The sequence below is a fragment of the Mucilaginibacter sp. CSA2-8R genome, assembly GCF_038806765.1.
In the GTDB taxonomy this organism is placed as follows: Bacteria; Bacteroidota; Bacteroidia; order Sphingobacteriales; family Sphingobacteriaceae; genus Mucilaginibacter.
The window spans coordinates 3859851-3878498 of record NZ_CP152389.1 but is presented as its reverse complement, the minus strand read 5'-3'; the positions used below and the strand labels follow the sequence as shown (position 1 = coordinate 3878498).

Below are 18648 nucleotides of genomic sequence, written 5' to 3'. Positions count from 1 at the left end.
ACTTATTGAAAGACTTTAGTAACCAAGGAATGTCGTCGATTAGTAACCTTTTTAAAGCAACCATCGTGTCTGAGCATTTAAATGTTAATAAATTATTCGACGCAAAATGAAAGCATCTGATTACAGCTCTTCGTTTGACATCGTTATTGTTGGAGCAGGATGCGCAGGTTTACAGCTTTTATATCAATTTTTTCAGCTTGCAGCATGGCCCAATCTTAAAGTATTGCTCATTGATGACGGCTCTATAAAACAACGATCTTGGTGTTTTTGGTCGTCCGGGCCGCATCCTTTACAGCACATGGTTGCTAAATTCTGGCAAAACTTATTGTTCAGCTCGATGGCGTTCTCTAAAGCTCAGGTGATTAGTCCGTACAGTAATCATATATCCCGGGTAAGGTATTTTTTGACTACTTCAGTCATGAGTTTATTCCTGTACACCACAACGTCACTTTAATAAACGCCTGAGTAAATCAAATACAACCGAGTAAGGAAGGATATTTGATTAAAGCTGATAAATATATAGCCTAGGGGAAAGCCTGCTATAGCAGCATCCCGGCAAAAGAAAGCCAGATTAACGAATTAAAGCAACATTTTAAAGGGTGGTACATTGAGGCAGATCAGGTAGTTTTTGATGAAGGTACGGCAAGCCTGATGGATTACGCTGTGCAAATCTATCAGGACGTTCATTTTATTTATTTATTGCATTTTACCAAAACACGAGGCCTAATCGAAGCTGCCTTTTTTTCGCACAATGTTGCTGCTGATGACGTGTATGACGTGCTGATTAACGACTATCTGCACCAAAAATACCCCAACGTTAAGTTTGTGGTTACATCTACGGAAAAGGGATGTATCCCCATGAGCCGACAAACGTTTAAGCGGTACGGACAAGCAGGCGAGGTGTCGATTGGCAAGGCTGCCGGTATGGTGAAGGCCAGTACAGGGTATACGTTTAACCGTATCACACAAGATAGTATATGACTAGCGCAAAACTTTAATTTTAAATTTCCCAATGTGCAAATCGGTAAGCACGGCCGGTTTAGGTTTTACGATCGGTTGCTGCTAAGCATCATTCGTAAAAAGCCGCAGTTGGTTGCCGGTATTTTTACCCATTTGTTCCAGCATAATTAATTTGCTAGAGTATTGCGCTTTTTAGATGAAAGGTTTTAAAAGAATCAATATCATCACATTGGCGCATCAGCTGACTGCTGCATTGCGTCACGCGCTACCGCGCGATACTGCATTGCGCAGTCAGCCTTGCTACAGCTGGACAGGAGTAAAACTTGCTGCGCGCGTAACACACCTGTCGTATGAAAGCGCAAAAAACGTCAAACCTCCATCGCCTCGTTGCCACAAAGGTAAGCACCGCAGCAAAGCGTCAAGGGCATGACAAGTAAGGTCACAGTGATTTGTTTTTTTTTGCGCTGACCTTCCCCTTGACACTTTGCCGCTCGTGTGCTGCTTCGGGGTTTAAGCGCTGCAATGAGTAGGACTGTACAAAACGGTTTTTATAAAGCTGCTGGCCTAAGTATTTGGATTGGTTTTCGAAGCTACCGCCTCGGTCCCCAGTTTCGGCTTTCGTCATCATCCTGCTTGCGATCATGCTTTTGACGAAGGTTACTGATCATTATACGCAGCGTATCCGCTACCCAGTTCGGCACCTGTTCAGTCAGATAAATAATGTCCCTGCCCACCGACTGGTATACTGTCGTTAAGTTGAGATAGTCGCCTGAGGTATCTATAATTCTAACCGCATCAAAGCGGTCAGCAAAGAAAACCAGGTTGCTCAATCCCTCTATTTAATTGTAGCGAATGCTATGGTTATCCACGAAGTGGCCGCCGTGGTGGACTCGGTGCTTTACCCGGTCGATGGACTGCTCTATGCTGGTCAGACCCCAATAGATCAGGCTTGCCTTATAGCCTTCTTGTTGAAACTGTGATACGGTAGACATCATTCCGTGATCGCGAAAGTTGGTTTCGATGGTTAAGTCTGTTTTTCGCTTCAGGGCAAGCTCCACCTGATCCAGAAAAACCTGCTCTACTGCGAAAGCTATGCTCTGTTCCGGCAAGTCAGGAAACTGACGGATAAACGCGACCCTTTCTTTATCAGCATCGAATATAATCGCACCAGGCTGGGACATATCACTGGAATAAGTGGACTTACCTGCACCGTTACTTCCCGCGATGATGAGCAGCTGCGGGTTTGCGCTGGCCATCACTACAACGTTTTAACCAGGTAAACGGCACCGCTTGGGGCAATCTTCACCAGTTCTTTGCGGTCCCGGTATTCATGGATCATATGCCGGGTGTCCGGACAGATGACAGCATCATAATAAGTGATGTACCCGTTTTTCGACCAAATTTCCTTGGTGATGTTTTCGGCAGTTGACCTTAACCGCTCATGCAGCTCCTCGTCCGATAGGTCGAGGATCGATTTCAAGCGAAGGTCATCTTTAGCCGGAGTACGCATATGTTGGGTTAACGTCTTCATACAAATATAGTTTATTTTGTAAGCACCTTAATGGATAAGTAAAGTAGCTGACAGTTGCCTTATAGCATATGGGAACTGTCAGCAGAATTATTGATGGATAATTATTAATAAGATTGATTAGCTGGCCACCAGTTTATTCCTGAGCATTTGCATATCCTCGCTGATCTTATGGTCCAGCACCTGGGCATAGATATGTTTAGTCTTGATACTGGTATGTCCGATCATTTTCGAGACGCTTTCAATAGGAACGCCGTTGCTGAGCGTCACCGTAGTAGCAAAAGTGTGCCGGGCAATATGAAAGGCTTATGTATGCCGCACAGGTCGGCTATTTCTTTTAAGTAAGCATTCATTTTTTGGTTGCTGATCACCGGTAGCACCAAACCCTTGCTGACGCATTGTGGATGGCCGGAATACTTTTCCATGATGGATAATGCTACAGGGAGCACAGGAAAGCGCGAGATGGTATCCATTTTCTTACTGGCCGTATGAATCCAGCGGTTACCGTCAATCCCGAGGGTAATCTCCAAAACTTTAAGCTTACGGGCGTCCGCATAGGCTAGACCCGTATAGCAGCTAAAGACAAAGATATCCCTGACAAGATCCAATCTTTCAATGGTAAACTCTTTTTGTATCAGGCGCGCCAGTTCCTCTTTGGACAGCACCACACGGTTGGTCTTTTTAGTTTTGGGCTTGTGGTTAATATATGGGTCAATAGCTAGCCAGCCGTTACTCAAGCAGATACGCACGATTTTACGCAGGTTCTTGACGTACTTGATGGCTGAGTTATTAGCACACTTACGTGTGCTTCTGAGGTATTAGTCAAAGCCGGTCAAAAACTCAAAGGTGATCTTAGCCACCGGAAGGTCCTGCAAGTTGTAGTCTAGCTTTAAATAGTCCTGTACGTGCATCAGGCAGGTCTTGTAACGCGTCAGGGTGCTTTTCTCAAACTCCTGGCCGACCAGGCTTGCCATTTTCTTATTGTGGTCCGAAAAGACGCTGACCAGGGTGCGCAGCTTTTCTCCTTTACCGGTAAAGCGGTTACGGATGTTTCCCGCGGTCAGTACTTCATCATTAGCGATCATGGTTTGATAGAGGGACTGTGCCTGTGATTGCAGGCTGTCTAGGTAAGCGTTCAGGGTGCGGGCGTCCTCGCGGGTGCCGCTCATTCTGCCTGCTGCTGCGTTCCAGCGGGCAGGCTCGCAGCTCCTGCCGGTAGAAGTTTCAGAGCGCTGACCATCATAGCCGAAGCGCAGGTAGATAGCTACAGGGCCGCTCTGGTAGCCGGTTCTTTTTTTGAGGTAGAAGAGCAGATGCATGTTAGTTCTCATGTTGCATGATGAATTAAGTAAAACAAAAGTGGTAGTTTCGTTGCTTACAGTCAAGATGTTTATTGAGTGAACAGCTTGTAATGCAGCTCATTACAAGCGTTTTGGTGAGCATGATTGATTGCCTTTAAGAGTGCTCACCAGATGCTAACCTTTTTTATGGGAATGGTTAGATATAGTGGCAAACGAGGCAAAATAAAAAAGCCTGCAAACATTTAGTTTACAGGCTTTTAGTTGTTTTTGATATTGCTATCTGCGGAATGGACGGGACTCGAACCCGCGACCCCATGCGTGACAGGCATGTATTCTAACCAGCTGAACTACCACTCCTCCCGTTTGGGATTGCAAAGGTAATCGCTTATTGCAAATTTCCAAAAGTTAAGTTCAAATAAATGAAATTTTCTTGTTCGCTTTGTTTGGGCAACTGCGGATTTCAGCAGCAATCGGTTGGTCATTAATATTTTACTTACAAATTGCTGTAGTAATCCATTAATTTGGCTAAATCAGCATCTTGTTTAAAATTAAGCTTATTCGCTTTTGCAAAGTTTTCAACTTCACCTTTTTTATCGGATAAGGCGTCTAAAATGCCATTTTTGCCAGGTTTGACGGCGGTCATCTTGCTGTCTTTAAATAAGTAAAAGGCCGTATTATCTTCGTATTTGTAACCGGTTAAGCCGCCAATGTCCCGCACCTCAATTCTTTTTTTGTAATAGTGTTTAAGTAACTTGCTTTTGCCGCTGCCTATATTTTTATAGTAACTTGCTTTAGACCACTCGTCTACTGCGGGATATCCGTTCTGATAGGTATCCTGCTTTAAGGCAAAACGATTGATGGGAACGGTAAATTCCATCATGTCGCTGTCTTTGCCCGCAAAAATAGGCTGATCTTTAACAATGTCGTATTTTAAAAGTAGGGGATACTCGGCACCTTTGTCATTGATGGCCATGCCCGGCGTCCAATTATCGGTCAAAAAAGGCGAGCCGTCTACCTCAATGTTACCGTAACGGTTGGTCCGTACCCCGTCCACTTCCAAACGCATTGATTGAGTTGGCTGAGGTGTGCCTACCGTTTGCGCCACTGACATCATACTAACGAGCAGGCAAGTCATCAACAGACTTCCTGAAAATAATCGCTGTTTCATAGGTTTAGAATTTATAACTGGTTGCTTGTCTAATCGGTTTAACCAAGTTAAAGCATTGATTTTTAATTGTCAATTAAAACATGCGAAACTTTAATTAGAGAAGTGTTGGCTAGTGTTTAAGTAAAGCCTCAATGTACCCAAATGAGTTTTTTTCATTTGACCTCTTCTGAATGATTGAGCAAAAAGCATCAGTTTACGGCAACGAGATACAATTAATCTTAATAACTTAACGCTAACATTGAGTTAATAAACATATCGGTTGTTTGTAATGGTAAATATCAGCATGAAAATTCGCTTCTTGATTTTATTCAGTTTGCTTGGCTTTAATGGTTTTTCGCAGCAAATGGGTGCGCAGGCTAATTACAAACTTGTATCCGGCGGCGACTGGGTGAAAGCGAAAAATTATTACCTGCTTACTTTATTTGAGCAAAACGAAGCTGTAAAAAAACTGCTTAAGTCAGATCCGGAGTTTGTGAAACTGGCCCAGGCCAAATATAAAGCTGTTCAAGCTTCACTCACGGAATGTAAAGAGGCGTTATGCCTGCCCGAGAAACAAAAGTTGACCGGCGATGAGATACAAATGGCAAGCAATCGCTTACGGGCGCTTTACAAGCCTGACAATGCCTTGGGCAATTTGGTTAAAACGCATTTGATACCCTCGGGTATGTACATCAAATACAGTAATGAGGAACCCGTTGACCTCTTGGTAAAAGCCTGGGAGCAGGATGCCAATTACGTAAATTACACCATCGGCGTTTATGCAGAGGGTAACAAGCCCAATTACCCCCAGGTTGATTCCATCAGTTTTGATGTAAAAAGGAAAGGTTATCTAAACCTGATGTACGATTGTGCAACCGATATAGCAGAAAGCAACAAAAGCGAAGGGTTGTTTTTTGCCCCCTCTTTAAACGCCGCTTTACTTTACTTGGAGATTAACGAACGCCGTAATGCGAGTTTCTACGAACCGATGGCGTCTACAGCCAATAAATTGGCCGCTGATAAGGTAAGCAAAGTTAAATGGGCATCCTATCCGTACTCGCATATTTTGGTACCAGGTGCCGGGCCAGATAATCTGACTACGCCGTTAAGCGGAGAGGGGATGCTGCGCTGCCGGGCTGCGGCGAGGCAATATTTTGCAGGCAAAGCGCCATTTGTAGTGGTATCTGGAGGAAGTGTACACCCTTACAAAACAAAATATAATGAGGCCGCCGAAATGAAAAAATATATGGTTGGTACGCTTCATTTGCCCGATTATGCGGTAATCATTGAACCTCATGCACGTCATACCACCACTAATATTCGTAATGATGTAAGGCTGATATTCAGATACGGAATGCCTATGGCCAAGCCCGGGCTAATTGTGACTGATAAAAGCCAAAATGACGGGATTGCCAATATGGAAAAGCGCTGCTTAAAAGAGTTAGGTTATGTGCCTTATAAACTCGGCAACCGCTTAACCGAAACTGCCCTTGAATTTTATCCGGTTATCACCTCGCTGCAAATTGATGCCGACGAGCCCATGGATCCGTAATCGCTGTAAATAGAAAATAATCCTGATGAAAAAGATTACCCTCATTTCATGCTTTGCTTTAATTGCTGCATCTGCTACAGCATTTTTAAACAGAGAAGTTGATATAAAAATAGACCGTGAAACAACGGTTGACTCGTTAGGCGCCTGCCAGGGTATATCTAATCAAAACGGACGAGTATTTTTATACGGCGACCGTGAGGTCGGTATGATTCGCGAATACCGAATGCAGGGCGATAGTCTGCGCTATTTGGAGAAAGAATATAAACTTACTGAAAAGGGCCAGGATGTGATTAGCCATCCTACTGGTATTGCTTATAACGGTAGCGACCGGGTATTTATAGGTAATTCGGTAAAATTAAACCCTGAAGGCACCCGATGGAAAACAACGATCTATTATGTGAACTGGAAAGGCTTACTGAAAACCGGCACGCTTGATGGTAATTTGTTGAAAACCATTGATGATGATGCCTGTATACAGGGTACCCGGCCTGAATATGTTAAATACAACAATCGCTGGTATGTAGCCACGGCCGACTATGGCGACCATGGTAACGAGGTGCGGTTGTATGACCCCGAAAAGCTGGCTAACTGCAGTAAAACCTCAGAGCCGGGTGTGCTTTTTAAAAAGTTTACCTGTACCCCTTGGGTACAAAACCTGCACTGGCTGCCTAAAGAAAAAATGCTGGTACTTATCCAAAATCAGGTGGAGGGCCGCAGATGGCGTTTTACTTATGTAGATTTTGAGGCATCAATTAAAGCCGGACAAATGAGGGTGATTAAACAGATTGACCTCAACCAGCGGGCTGATGAACTGGAAGGTTTTGCCTTCATTAATAAAACAAAGGGCATCGCGGTAACATCGTCCCGCAAAAATAACGTTAACTACCTCAATGTTCAGTGGTAGCGTTTCTTGATTCTGTTTTATTTCTTCTTAATATTTGTTAACACAAAGTTAATCTTATTGCATAATTAACTTAAGATGCTGCCGGTAGCTTTGTTGCCAATATGGCAAACAAATACACTCGTTGTTTTTATTTCGTCAATGATAGCTGCTCAAGTTATCCATTTTATCCAGCTCTTAACGCTTTCCTTATATACTTGCCTATGTAAAACGCTGACACTCCACTCCGTATTAACAATCACAACCCCATAAAACACAAAAACCGGTGAGTGCGCCAACAATCGTCCGGTTAATGTGCCTGGTTGACCAATCAAATTAATTTAATCTTACCAACCATGTTTAAAAGTATGAATAAAAAGATTATTCCTGCTCTTTTAAAACTGACTTTGAATGGCATTTGTTTTTTGATGCTGTTCGTTTTGTCATTTTCAATTCCCGCAGCTTCTTTCGCAAAATCAAGCTCAAACGTTTTACCACCGGTTACCGGTATGGTAACTGATGAGGATAACCAGCCCATTGCCGGTGCATCAGTACACGTTAAAAATTCTACTACCGGCACAACCACAAATGCCGAAGGCCGGTACACGCTTAATGTAAATAAAGGTACCGTATTGGTATTTACCTTTATAGGTTACTTAAGCCAAGAAGTTACCGTAGGCGATAGTCCCGTTAACGTTAAACTTAAACTACAGTACAATAAACTGAACGAAGTGGTAGCCATTGGTTACCAAACTTTGCGTAAAAGCGATGTTACCGGTGCAGTATCCAGCGTTAAGGCAAGCGAGCTTAATTTGGCGGCGCCTACTTTGGGCCAGGCATTAGTGGGTAAAGTTGCCGGTGTACAGGTTTCGCAAACAACCGGAGCGCCTTACCAAAGCACCAAAATAAGGGTTCGTGGTGTCGGCTCTTTCAATGCCAGTTCAGATCCCCTCTATGTTATAGATGGTTATCCTGCCAATAATGATGTTTACATTAATCCCGATGATATTGAATCGGTTGATATACTAAAAGATGCGGCATCGGCAGCTATTTATGGTTCGCGGGCCTCAGGTGGTGTTATTTTAATTACTACCAAGCATGGTAAAGATGGCAAAGGAAAATTTGAGTATAACGTGCAGATGGGAAGCGACCAATTGGCACACAAAGTAAAATTGTTAAACTCAATTGATTTTGCCCAACTGGTTATTGATGGCCGTAACAATGCTTACCACGATTTATGGCAAAATGCCGGAAAAGTTTGGAATGATGCTATGTACTCAGATAACAACGCCACCCGTGTAGCCAACGTAGGTAATGCAGGCAGCGTTCAAATCCCAACTTATCTTTATAATTTTTCCTCACAAGCATTAATCCCGCAAACGGTAAACACCGACTGGCAGGATGAATTGTATCAGCATGCGTTTTTCCAGAAACATACGCTGTCATTTTCGGGCAATAATAACAATACCCGTTACTATGTAAGCGGTGCTTATCAAAACCAGCAGGGTATCATTGTTTCTTCGGGACAGGAGCGTTATAACTTCCGTTCAAACATTTCTTCAGATGTCAGCAAACGCCTGCATGTGGATGCTAACGTGGCTTACACTCAAAACTACAACCGCGAAATTCAGGAAGGCCGCTTTGACCACGGGCCTATATTAGGTGCCTTAATCTACATGCCTTTCTTCCCGGCTTATAATCCGGATGGTTCATTAGCTACCAACGCAGCAGCAGCCCAGTCAGCAGCATTTGGTTATCAAAGCATTGAAAACCCGGTGGCTTTGGCTACGCGTACCAAAATTAACCGCAAAGGCTACCGTACCAACATCAACGTTGCTGCCAGCTACAAAATACTGGACGACCTGATGTTTAAAGCTAACCTAGGTACCAATACCTATAACGAAAAATACGACTATTACCTGCCCACCAACCTGAGTAGCGGCGCTAACCCTCCGGGCTCGGCTCAGGCTATTGCTGCGGCAACGGCAACGGCACAAAATACTACGGTAAATGACCAGCTGGCCGAGTTTACTTTAAATTACAACAAACAGTCTAAGCAGCACCATTTAAATGCTTTGGGTGGTTACACCGTTCAAAAAAATATGCGCGATGCCATTAGCGTAACTGCAAAAGGGTTTTTGAATGATAACGTGCCCGAAATTACCGGCAAAGGTGCCGACCCGTCATTTTTTACGCTTAACGGCGGCCCAACAGGTAAATCAAACTTTACGCTGCTGTCATACTTCGGCCGTTTGAGTTATGATTATGCAGGTAAATATTTCTTATCCGGTTCGTTCCGTGCTGATGGTTCATCACGTTTCGGCCCCGAAAATAAATATGGTTACTTCCCTTCTGTATCTGCCGGCTGGAATATTTCGCAAGAACCATTTTATCATGATTTCCTGGGCGACCAATCAACGGTTAAGTTACGTGCCAGCTGGGGCGTAAGTGGTAACTACAACATTGGTAACTATGGTTATTATCAAACCTTGGCCAGCCCAACCGGTGTAGTGTTTGGCAGCTCAAGCAGTGTAGCTACCGCTACTTATCCTAATGGTATAGCCGATTCTAAATTAAGCTGGGAAACAACTTCACAGTATAATTTTGGTACTGATATTGGATTGTTTAAAGGCCGCTTATCTGTCATTGCCAACTATTACTTAAGCTATTCAACCGATTTACTATATAATCAGCCAATCTCGGCTATTTCTGGCAGTACTACCATTTTAACCAACTTGCGTAACTCACAAATCAGAAACCGCGGTTTCGATTTCCAGTTAGACGGACGCGCAGTTAGCTCTAAAGATTTTACATTAAATTTAAGCGGTAACATATCTATTAACCGCAACATGGTAACCAGGTTAAGCGGTAATAACACCATTATCATTAACGGTGCAGAGCGCTCATACCTTACCAATATTACCCAACAGGGCCAGCCGGTAGGCATGTTTTATGGCTTTAAAGTAGCCGGTATTGTTACGCCCGAAACGTTGGGTAAAGTGGCACCATCGGCCTCGCAATCTAACCCATTACGGGTAGGCGATATGTATTTTGAAGATACCAACAAAGATGGTATCGTAAACGATGCCGATAAAACGGTGATTGGTAACCCTTACCCTGATTTTACCTACGGTTTTGCCATCACTACCACTTACAAAAAGTTCGACCTGAATGCCTCGTTTAACGGCTCGAAAGGTAACAGCGTGCTCGATGGTCAGGATTACTACCTGTACAATATGGAGGGCTCGGGCAATAACTATGCTGATGTGGTTAACCGTTACCGCAATGCTGCACAATCGGGCAATGGTACTGTTTACCGTGCATCGCGTGCGGGTACGCAAAGCAACAGTACCCGCTTGTCTAACTTTTACCTGCAGGATGGTTCGTTTTTGCGCTGTAACAACATCACGCTGGGTTACACCTTGCCTAAATTGTTAAATGGCAAATTGGGCATCTCGAGCGCGCGCCTTTATGCCAGTGTGGTTAATGCGTTTACCATCACCAAATACAAAGGTTACAACCCCGAAGTAGATTACAATTACACCAGCGGCTCATCAAACAGCACGCAGCCGCCCAACCTGGCACCCGGTGTAGATTATGGCGTTTACCCATTGGTACGTTCATACAACTTAGGTTTAAGAGTGGCATTTTAAGACATATTGAAATGAAGAAAATATTTATAACTACTGCCTTTGCTGCCGGCCTGATCGTTTTTTCGGCTTCGTGCAAAAAAGAGTTTTTAGAACAAAAAGATCCCAACGCCATTGAGCTGGCTACCAGCTTTCGTACGCCTGATGATATTTCAAGTGCGGTAAATGGCATTTATCAATCCTTGCGCAGCAGCAATAATATTGGCGAAAACAGCGGCTTATGGACAGACGAGCGCTCGGATGATACCGGCCGAAATGATAACCAGAGTAATGCCGGTGAGCCATTTCAATTCGGCGATTTTTCTATCCTGCCAAGTAATACATATTTAAAAAGCCACTGGGTGTCTATGTACACCACCATTAGCCGTGCAAACGTGGTTTTGTCTAATATCGACCAAGTCTCTTTTACCGATCCGGCAGTTAAACAGCAATATATTGCTGAGGCCAAGTTTTTACGTGCGGTTACCTACTTTCATATGGTACGTATGTGGGGCGATGTGCCGCTGGTAACCAAACAGCTAATTACCCCCGAAGAAGTGGCTGCAAACACCTTTCGCGAAAAGCAGGCTACCGTTTATGCGCAGATTGTAGCTGACCTAAAAGATGCCTTAAACAGCAATCTGCCTAATTTGCAAACCGGAGCGGGCATCGGGCGTACATCAAAAGCAGCCATCAATGCAACACTGGGCCAGGTTTACTTAACCATGGCCACCACGCAAGACCAAACCAACCGCCAAAGCAACCTGAATGATGCCAAAACTTATTTGCTGGCAGCCTACAACATGCGTACGTTTGGGGCGTTAAGCACTGTTCCATACACTGATGTGTTTGATGTGAATAAAAAATCAACCTGTCCTGAACTCATCTGGCAGATTGTAAACAAACAGGGCGACCCTAACTACAGCTCATCTATCGCGGCCAACAATCAGCCTACAGGCGAAACCATCAACTCGCTTAAAACTACTACTGGCGTTGGTGGCAACGTAACGCCCGATTTAATTAAAGATTACGAGAATGGCGACCCACGGATGGCGTTTTCGGTAAAATTTGCCAGTGCCTCGTCGGTCAAAGATTATTTTATTACCAAGTTCAGAGATACCAGTCCGGCAGCGTCAAACTTAGGTTACGGTGGCAACGACTGGATACTGATTCGCTACGCCGATGTAATTTTAATGCTGGCCGAGGTAAGCAATTACTTAGGCGACGCCGCCGGTGCCATACAGTATTTGGATATGGTGCGTGCCCGGGCAGGAGTGCCTTTATACTCGGCAGTTTCGGCTACATCAGCTTACAGCAGTAAATATCCGACATTGCGTTTAGCTATTTTACACGAGCGCCGCGTTGAACTGGCTTTTGAGCATCACCGCTGGTTTGATTTGCTGCGTACCTTTAGTACCGACGAGTTGGTGGCCTATTTTAAAAGTAAAAGCCAGGCCGATTTTGGTATTGCCAGGTTAGCCAACTTTAGCACTAAAGATCGTTATTATCCTATCCCTTTCGATGAGTATAAGCTCGACCCGACAAGGATGTATCAAAATTCGGGTTATTAATAACCTTATAGTTATGCTTAAGGAGGGAAATACTTTCCTCCTTTTTTCTTTCTTTGCCCTGCATGAAAAAACTGTTCTCCGCTACTGTTTTGTTATTCGTTGTTGCTTTTGCATCCGCCCAAAATGCCCAAAAGGTTAACGTGTTTCTGGGATCGTCCGGCGACCATGGTCAGATGTCGCCCGCTGCTTCAACTCCTTTTGGTATGTTAAGCATTGGTCCGCAAACGTATCCCAAACTGCATATGGGCTATGAGCACAGAGCTAAAATATTTTTAGGTTTTACTCATAACCGTGTTGAGGGGGTGGGCTGCCAGGGGAGCGGCGGTAATATTTTAATTAAGCCCTTTATTGGCAATGATGCGGCCGCATGCGTGTTGAACAAAGCAACCGAAAATGCCGGTCTCGGCTTTTACCAGCTAGCTTTTGCAAACAATATTAAAGTGGCAATTGCCGTAAACGGTAACACTGGGGTAGAAGATTATATCTTTCCCGAAAGCAGCAGCAAAGGTTTTTTGATAGACCTGAGTCATACGCTGGCTAATAAATTTGTAGCCGAGGAACATCAGGTTGCAAATAATGGCATTAGCGGTTGGATAGATTCGCGCACCACTTGTAACGTAGGTACTTATAGGGTATACTACGCTATTAAATTTGGCGGGCCGGTAATGTTAAAGGCAGTGGGTGAGCATGAGTTGCTGGCTAACGTGGGTAACACTGCACACATGCAGATTCACGTCGCCTTTTCAAGCGTTGATGTGCAACATGCTAAAGCTGCGCTTACTGATGCTGATCTGTTAGCTATTAAAAATGCCGGACACAATAATTGGAATAGCCTGCTAAGTAATGTAACTGTGAAAGGTGATGCTAACCGCGAAAAATTATTTTATTCTCTATTGTACCGCACTATGCAATCGCCTTACCTGGTGTCAGAAAAAGATGGCAGCTATCGCGCTACTGATGGCAGCCTGCAGCACACTAATGGGCAGGTTTACAATGGATGGGCTATCTGGGATAATTACCGTACCCAGTTGCCCTTGCTGGCATTGCTTTACCCGGATAAGTACCAGTATATGGTGAATTCAATTGCCGGCATGTACAAGTATGGCAAAAAAGACTACGCCACTCAACACGAACCATCCAACACCGTACGTACCGAGCATGCTATGGTAGTATTGTTGGATGCTTACCGAAAAGGCTTTAAGGTTGATTTCAAAAGCATCGCCGATTCGTTGGTGGCTGAAGCCGGCCGCTTGGATTTTACGCATCCTGATAAGGCGCTCGAGTCGAGTTACGATATCTGGGCTTTGTCGGAGATTATGAAAATTATGGGCAAAACCGAACTAAGCGCTAAATACCGCCAGCAAGCATTGCAATACAAAGAATATTGGAACAAAGATTTTAAGGATTTAACCAAGCCTGACGTCGACCGTGTTTCGGCACGGGGCATGTACCAGGGAACCATTTGGCAATACCGATGGCTGGTACCTTTTGATAATAAAGGACTGATGGAACTGGCCGGCGGGGAGGAAGAGTACTTAAAGCAGCTTAATGAGTTTTTCGATAACGACTATTATAACCATGCCAATGAGCCCGACATACAAGCGCCGTTAATGTTTAACGCTACGTCGCAACCCTGGCGCTCGCAGTATCTGGTGCAAAAATATGCGGTTGATACCGTAGTACAGTACTATTTTAATGATAATAGCCGTGGCATCGACCCGTTTGTAGATGTGATTTACCAGAACAAGCCCGATACGTACATCCGTACTATGGATGATGATGCCGGTGCCATGTCGGCCTGGTACGTTTTTGCGGCAACCGGTATTTTTCCGGCTTGCTCGGGCTGGCCGGTTTATTATTTAAGTGTGCCTCTATTTAACGAGGTACAGCTTAAAACCGGCGGGCAAAATTTCATAGTTAAGGTGGTTAACTATGCCCCTCAACGCCGCTACATACAGTCGGTTACTTTAAACGGTAAGCCGCTTAACCGCAACTGGCTTACTCACCAGGAGATTATAAAAGGCGGAACTTTAATCATTACAGCCGCTGATAAGCCAAACCAAAATTTTGGCCTTACCAACCAATGGATATCATCGGTTGATATGCAATAATTTTTTATCCCTAATTCATGAAAACTAAAATAATTTTAACCATACTCTTATTACAAGCCTTTACCTTAATTGCTGACGCGCAAAATAAAATAATGGTTGCCGCACACCGCGGCGACTGGCGTAACGCGCCCGAAAACTCACTGTGGGCTTTTAAAAACGCCGCTGCCATGGGCGTAGATATTGTAGAGCTCGATTTAGCTAAAACCAAAGACGGCGTCATCGTCATCATGCACGATCAAACCATTGACCGCACTACTAACGGCAAAGGCCTTCCCGGTGATTATACTTACAACGAGATTCTGAAATTTGGTTTACGCAATGGACTGGGCCGTGTAACCGGCAACCATATCCCAACTCTAAAAGAAGTGATGCTGGCACTCAAAGGCGAAAAAATAATGGTTAACCTCGATAAGAGCTATCCTTATTACCACGAAGCGTTTGCTGTGTTAAAAGAAACCGGCACACTAAAACAGGCCATTTTTAAAGCAGAAGTTACCTATGCACAGCTAAAAGAGAAATACCCTACCCTCATTGATAGCATCATTTACATGCCCGTTGTTAACCTGGATAAGCCCGATGCCAAAAAAACGATAACTGATTATCTAAAGAACATGAAGCCTTACGCTTTTGAATGTAATTTTAAGCAGGATACCTCAGCCATCCTGAAAGACAATAAGTTTATCACCAGTACCGGTGCTAAATTGTGGTACAATTCACTTTGGGCATCACTCAATGCCGGGCACGAGGATGATCTGGCTATTGAGCAAGGCAATACCAAGGATAGTTGGGAATGGTTGATAGAACATGGTGCCGCCATTTTACAGACCGACCGCCCCAAACAAATGCTGCAATATTTGAAAGAAAAAAAAGAGCATCAATAAATGCCGTGCGATAATTAACCAGTTCATCTCGGATGGACTGTCACTTTTCATACAGTTGTTTAAAAGCGTTTTAGTAATAAAGACGCTTTTTTTATTCGTTTAGTTGGCGATGGAGAAATTTGACTTCATTAAGTATTGATTATCAAAGCCATTTATAATTGTCTATAAGTGTAACTCTATTATTACTCATAACGTCGTAAAAGAATACATTTAAAATGATAGCTTAATATCACAATTTGCATAACTCCTATGAGTTGTGCAAACTGGTAGGCTAAAGGCAGTAATCTTTTTAAAAATTTAAAAAAGTTTGCTTTGTTATCAGAAATAAACTAAATATGTAAATCTTTAATTTTCTTAGTCAATGTCGCAAAACATATCTGCTTTGGTAAACAACGCCAAGGCGATTAAATGTCTTTACTATAATGAAGCGCTTTCAAGTTCCGATATAAGTAGTTATATAGGAAAAAGCATTCCGCATGCCATCAAAGTACTTAACGAATTAATTAAAGAAGGGTACGTGATTGAGAAAGGTTATGCCAGCTCCAGCGGCGGCCGTAAACCTTTACAATACTCACTAATACCAGATACGCACTACATTGTATCGGTAGCTGTAAGCCAGTTTTATATCCAGATTGGTATACTGGATATGAACAATCGTTTTGTGGCCGACATTGTTCAGCACAAACTGGAGCTTTACAACTTAAAGGCGGACAACCTGATTACCGAAATTGAAAAGTATATAGCTCAGTCGGGGATAGACAACAGTAAAATATTAGGCATTGGCGTAACCATGCCCGGTTTTATAGACCCGGTAAAAGGTATCAACTATACCCATCTTGATTGCAAGGATGTATCGCTGGTTGATTATATGCAGCAGGCACTTTCGCTGCCTGTATTTATCGAAAACGACTCGACCGCTATTGCCTTAGGCGAGCAAAAGTTTGGAGCTGCCATGTACCAGGATGATGCCATGGTAATTAATTTGGGCTGGGGTATAGGCTTGGGTATGATTGTAAACGGCGAAATTTTTAGAGGGCACAGCGGTTTGGCCGGCGAGTTTAGCCATATCCCCTTAATTAAAAACGGTAAACTCTGCAAATGCGGCAAGCATGGCTGTTTAGAAACAGAAGCATCCCTGATTGCCATCATCTCAAAAGCTAATGAAGAGATTGCACAAGGGCAACGCAGTAGTTTAGCCAATTACCCGACCATTGATGCCGATGCCATTATTAACGAGGCCGTTAAAGGCGATATGCTTTCAGTAAAACTGATATCGGAGGCAGCCTATCACATCGGGCAGTGCCTGGCTATCCTTATTCACATCATGAACCCGGCTATTATTATTTTTAGTGGCAAGGCTAGCGTAATTGGCCGGTTATGGATGGCGCCTATACAGCAGGCTATTAATGAACATTGCATACCTCGTTTGGCAGCCTACACCGAGCTGGTGATATCAAACCTAAACAGCAAAGCACAGTTAATAGGCGGCGCCGTGCTGGTGGTAGAAAATATTGGCAAATTGCTGGGCGATAAAATTGAGGCATTAAATAAAGAACTGGACATCAATCAATAATATATACGAATGGCGATACAAATGCAGGGCAAGCGGTTAACTAAGGCACTTATCTTATCAGCATTGCTGTTTGCCGGCCACGCTAAAGCGCAGGTACACGAAACTTCAAAAAAATATGAAGCTCCTACAGACCCGGCTGTTCAAACCAAACTTACACACTGGCAAGATCTTAAATTTGGTTTATTTATGCACTGGGGTACCTACTCGCAATGGGGCGTGGTTGAAAGTTGGAGTATTTGCCCCGAGGATGAAGGCTGGACCCAACGCAAAGGTCCGTATAGTGCTACCTATAACGGATACAAGCAGGCTTACGAAAATCTTCAAAAATCTTTTAACCCAGTTAGATTTAATCCCGAAAAGTGGGTGGCCGCCGCTAAAAATGCCGGAATGAAATATGTAGTGTTTACCACTAAGCACCATGACGGTTTTGCCATGTTTGACACTAAACAGTCAGACTACAAGATCACCGACTCTAAATCGCCGTTTGCAACCAATCCTCGTGCAAACGTTACTAAGGAAATTTTTAACGCCTTCAGGAAAGAAAACTTTATGATCGGTGCTTATTTTTCTAAGCCCGACTGGCATTCACCCGACTATTGGTGGCCGTACTTTCCGCCTAAAGACCGCAACGTAAATTACGACCCGGCTAAATACCCGGAGCGCTGGAACAAGTTTAAAGATTTTACCTACAACCAAATCCAGGAGCTGATGACTGGTTACGGCAGTGTAGATATTTTGTGGCTGGATGGCGGATGGGTAAGACCTAAAGCTACTATTGATACGGCTATTGATTGGCAACGCGGTATTAAGTTTAACCAGGATATTGATATGCCTAAAATTGCGGCCATGGCGCGTAAGCACCAGCCTGGGTTAATTGTAGTAGACCGTACGGTGCCTGGGCAGTATGAAAATTACACCACTCCAGAGCAGCAGGTACCCAACAAGCCGGAAGGTTTCCCTTGGGAAAGCTGTATCACTATGGGCAACTCCTGGAGCTATGTACCAGGCGACCATTATAAATCAACCCACGATATTGTGCAGTTGCTGGTTAAAATCGTGTCGCGCGGTGGTAACCTGTTGATGAATATCGGCCCAGGCCCTGATGGTGACTGGGACCCCGAGGCCTACAAACGCCTGGCCGGTATAGGTGCCTGGATGAAAATTAATGGCGAGGGCATTTATAACTCACAAGCCATTGCACCTTACTCAGAAAATAATGTGTTTTACACACAAGCAAAAAATAAATCGGCTGTATATGCTTATGTGCTTGGCGACAAAGAGGATGTAAAACTGCCGGCTACGCTGGAGTTTAAAATAAGCGATCCTAAAAAAGTAAAAAAAGTCAGCCTGTTAGGCTCGTCGCAAAAGATACAGTGGCAGCAGCAGGGTGGTGCTGTTAAGGTAACTGTACCTTCAAGTCTTCGCGATGGTAGCGGTTTAAAACAGGCCGCAACTTTTAAACTGGCTTACAACTAATACATAAAACTAAACGGTTCAACATAGAAATTACATTGC

The 18648-nt window shown here is 43.9% G+C and carries 16 protein-coding genes and 1 tRNA gene; 10 read left to right on the top strand and 7 right to left on the bottom strand.

The features are described from left to right. Window positions 1–106 precede the first annotated feature (106 nt). Both AAGR14_RS16675 and AAGR14_RS16670 read left to right on the top strand, forming a co-directional pair. A complete protein-coding gene (locus tag AAGR14_RS16675; RefSeq protein WP_342645370.1) occupies window positions 107–454 on the top strand; it encodes a lycopene cyclase family protein in 348 nt (115 codons plus the stop codon). Between the two features lie 95 nt (window positions 455–549). Next, entirely contained in the window at window positions 550–981 is a 432-nt protein-coding gene (locus AAGR14_RS16670; RefSeq protein ID WP_342648701.1) for a lycopene cyclase family protein, read from the top strand. 569 nt (window positions 982–1550) lie between these two features. Here the strand turns inward: AAGR14_RS16670 and AAGR14_RS16665 are convergent. The 7 genes from AAGR14_RS16665 to AAGR14_RS16635 form a co-directional block, all read right to left on the bottom strand. Next, the gene (locus tag AAGR14_RS16665) at window positions 1551–1790 is read right to left on the bottom strand and encodes a hypothetical protein (RefSeq protein ID WP_342645369.1); all 240 of its coding nucleotides are present in this window, start codon (window positions 1788–1790) and stop codon (window positions 1551–1553) included. Between the two features lie 9 nt (window positions 1791–1799). Beyond that, a complete protein-coding gene (locus AAGR14_RS16660) occupies window positions 1800–2216 on the bottom strand; it encodes an AAA family ATPase (RefSeq protein ID WP_342645368.1) in 417 nt (138 codons plus the stop codon). Between the two features lie 2 nt (window positions 2217–2218). Continuing rightward, window positions 2219–2491: a hypothetical protein gene (locus tag AAGR14_RS16655; protein ID WP_342645367.1), complete on the bottom strand. Its 273-nt coding sequence runs from the start codon at window positions 2489–2491 to the stop codon at window positions 2219–2221. A 263-nt stretch (window positions 2492–2754) separates the two neighbouring features. After that, window positions 2755–3225 carry a site-specific integrase gene (locus AAGR14_RS16650; protein ID WP_342645366.1) on the bottom strand — a complete coding sequence of 157 codons (471 nt, stop codon included), beginning with the start codon at window positions 3223–3225 and terminating at the stop codon, window positions 2755–2757. A gap of 81 nt (window positions 3226–3306) precedes the next feature. After that, complete coding sequence (locus tag AAGR14_RS16645) at window positions 3307–3819, bottom strand: hypothetical protein (protein WP_342645365.1); 513 nt, start codon at window positions 3817–3819, stop codon at window positions 3307–3309. A gap of 253 nt (window positions 3820–4072) precedes the next feature. After that, window positions 4073–4146: transfer RNA gene (locus AAGR14_RS16640), tRNA-Asp, on the bottom strand. Between the two features lie 136 nt (window positions 4147–4282). Continuing rightward, entirely contained in the window at window positions 4283–4957 is a 675-nt protein-coding gene (locus AAGR14_RS16635; RefSeq protein WP_342645364.1) for a hypothetical protein, read from the bottom strand. A gap of 283 nt (window positions 4958–5240) precedes the next feature. On the opposite strand from AAGR14_RS16635, the gene AAGR14_RS16630 reads away from it, so the two are divergent. The 8 genes from AAGR14_RS16630 (at window position 5241) to AAGR14_RS16595 (ending at window position 18609) form a co-directional block, all read left to right on the top strand. Then, window positions 5241–6488: a YdcF family protein gene (locus AAGR14_RS16630; protein WP_342645363.1), complete on the top strand. Its 1248-nt coding sequence runs from the start codon at window positions 5241–5243 to the stop codon at window positions 6486–6488. 25 nt (window positions 6489–6513) lie between these two features. Next, window positions 6514–7392 (top strand): hypothetical protein, encoded by an 879-nt coding sequence (locus AAGR14_RS16625; RefSeq protein WP_342645362.1) that lies wholly within the window; start codon window positions 6514–6516, stop codon window positions 7390–7392. A 344-nt stretch (window positions 7393–7736) separates the two neighbouring features. Beyond that, the gene (locus AAGR14_RS16620; protein ID WP_342645361.1) at window positions 7737–11021 is read left to right on the top strand and encodes a TonB-dependent receptor; all 3285 of its coding nucleotides are present in this window, start codon (window positions 7737–7739) and stop codon (window positions 11019–11021) included. Between the two features lie 11 nt (window positions 11022–11032). After that, entirely contained in the window at window positions 11033–12568 is a 1536-nt protein-coding gene (locus AAGR14_RS16615; RefSeq protein ID WP_342645360.1) for a RagB/SusD family nutrient uptake outer membrane protein, read from the top strand. A gap of 62 nt (window positions 12569–12630) precedes the next feature. After that, on the top strand, window positions 12631–14679 hold the full coding sequence (locus AAGR14_RS16610; protein ID WP_342645359.1) for a glycoside hydrolase domain-containing protein: 2049 nt from the start codon (window positions 12631–12633) through the stop codon (window positions 14677–14679). Window positions 14680–14696: 17 nt separating this feature from the next. Then, on the top strand, window positions 14697–15560 hold the full coding sequence (locus AAGR14_RS16605; protein WP_342645358.1) for a glycerophosphodiester phosphodiesterase family protein: 864 nt from the start codon (window positions 14697–14699) through the stop codon (window positions 15558–15560). Between the two features lie 361 nt (window positions 15561–15921). Beyond that, the gene (locus AAGR14_RS16600; protein ID WP_342645357.1) at window positions 15922–17133 is read left to right on the top strand and encodes an ROK family protein; all 1212 of its coding nucleotides are present in this window, start codon (window positions 15922–15924) and stop codon (window positions 17131–17133) included. A 9-nt stretch (window positions 17134–17142) separates the two neighbouring features. Continuing rightward, complete coding sequence (locus tag AAGR14_RS16595; RefSeq protein ID WP_342645356.1) at window positions 17143–18609, top strand: alpha-L-fucosidase; 1467 nt, start codon at window positions 17143–17145, stop codon at window positions 18607–18609. The last annotated feature ends 39 nt before the right edge of the window (window positions 18610–18648 follow it).

Excerpts from the sequence above, each read along its gene's own strand:
- AAGR14_RS16625 (WP_342645362.1), top strand. The coding sequence starts at position 6,514 with ATGAAAAAGATTACCCTCATTTCATGCTTTGCTTTAATTGCTGCATCT.
- AAGR14_RS16630 (WP_342645363.1), top strand. The coding sequence starts at position 5,241 with ATGAAAATTCGCTTCTTGATTTTATTCAGTTTGCTTGGCTTTAATGGT.
- AAGR14_RS16600 (WP_342645357.1), top strand. The coding sequence starts at position 15,922 with ATGTCGCAAAACATATCTGCTTTGGTAAACAACGCCAAGGCGATTAAA.
- AAGR14_RS16615 (WP_342645360.1), top strand. The coding sequence starts at position 11,033 with ATGAAGAAAATATTTATAACTACTGCCTTTGCTGCCGGCCTGATCGTT.
- AAGR14_RS16610 (WP_342645359.1), top strand. The coding sequence starts at position 12,631 with ATGAAAAAACTGTTCTCCGCTACTGTTTTGTTATTCGTTGTTGCTTTT.
- AAGR14_RS16660 (WP_342645368.1), bottom strand. The coding sequence starts at position 2,216 with ATGGCCAGCGCAAACCCGCAGCTGCTCATCATCGCGGGAAGTAACGGT.
- AAGR14_RS16655 (WP_342645367.1), bottom strand. The coding sequence starts at position 2,491 with ATGAAGACGTTAACCCAACATATGCGTACTCCGGCTAAAGATGACCTT.
- AAGR14_RS16645 (WP_342645365.1), bottom strand. The coding sequence starts at position 3,819 with ATGAGAACTAACATGCATCTGCTCTTCTACCTCAAAAAAAGAACCGGC.
- AAGR14_RS16635 (WP_342645364.1), bottom strand. The coding sequence starts at position 4,957 with ATGAAACAGCGATTATTTTCAGGAAGTCTGTTGATGACTTGCCTGCTC.
- AAGR14_RS16620 (WP_342645361.1), top strand. The coding sequence starts at position 7,737 with ATGAATAAAAAGATTATTCCTGCTCTTTTAAAACTGACTTTGAATGGC.
- AAGR14_RS16595 (WP_342645356.1), top strand. The coding sequence starts at position 17,143 with ATGGCGATACAAATGCAGGGCAAGCGGTTAACTAAGGCACTTATCTTA.
- AAGR14_RS16605 (WP_342645358.1), top strand. The coding sequence starts at position 14,697 with ATGAAAACTAAAATAATTTTAACCATACTCTTATTACAAGCCTTTACC.
- AAGR14_RS16675 (WP_342645370.1), top strand. The coding sequence starts at position 107 with ATGAAAGCATCTGATTACAGCTCTTCGTTTGACATCGTTATTGTTGGA.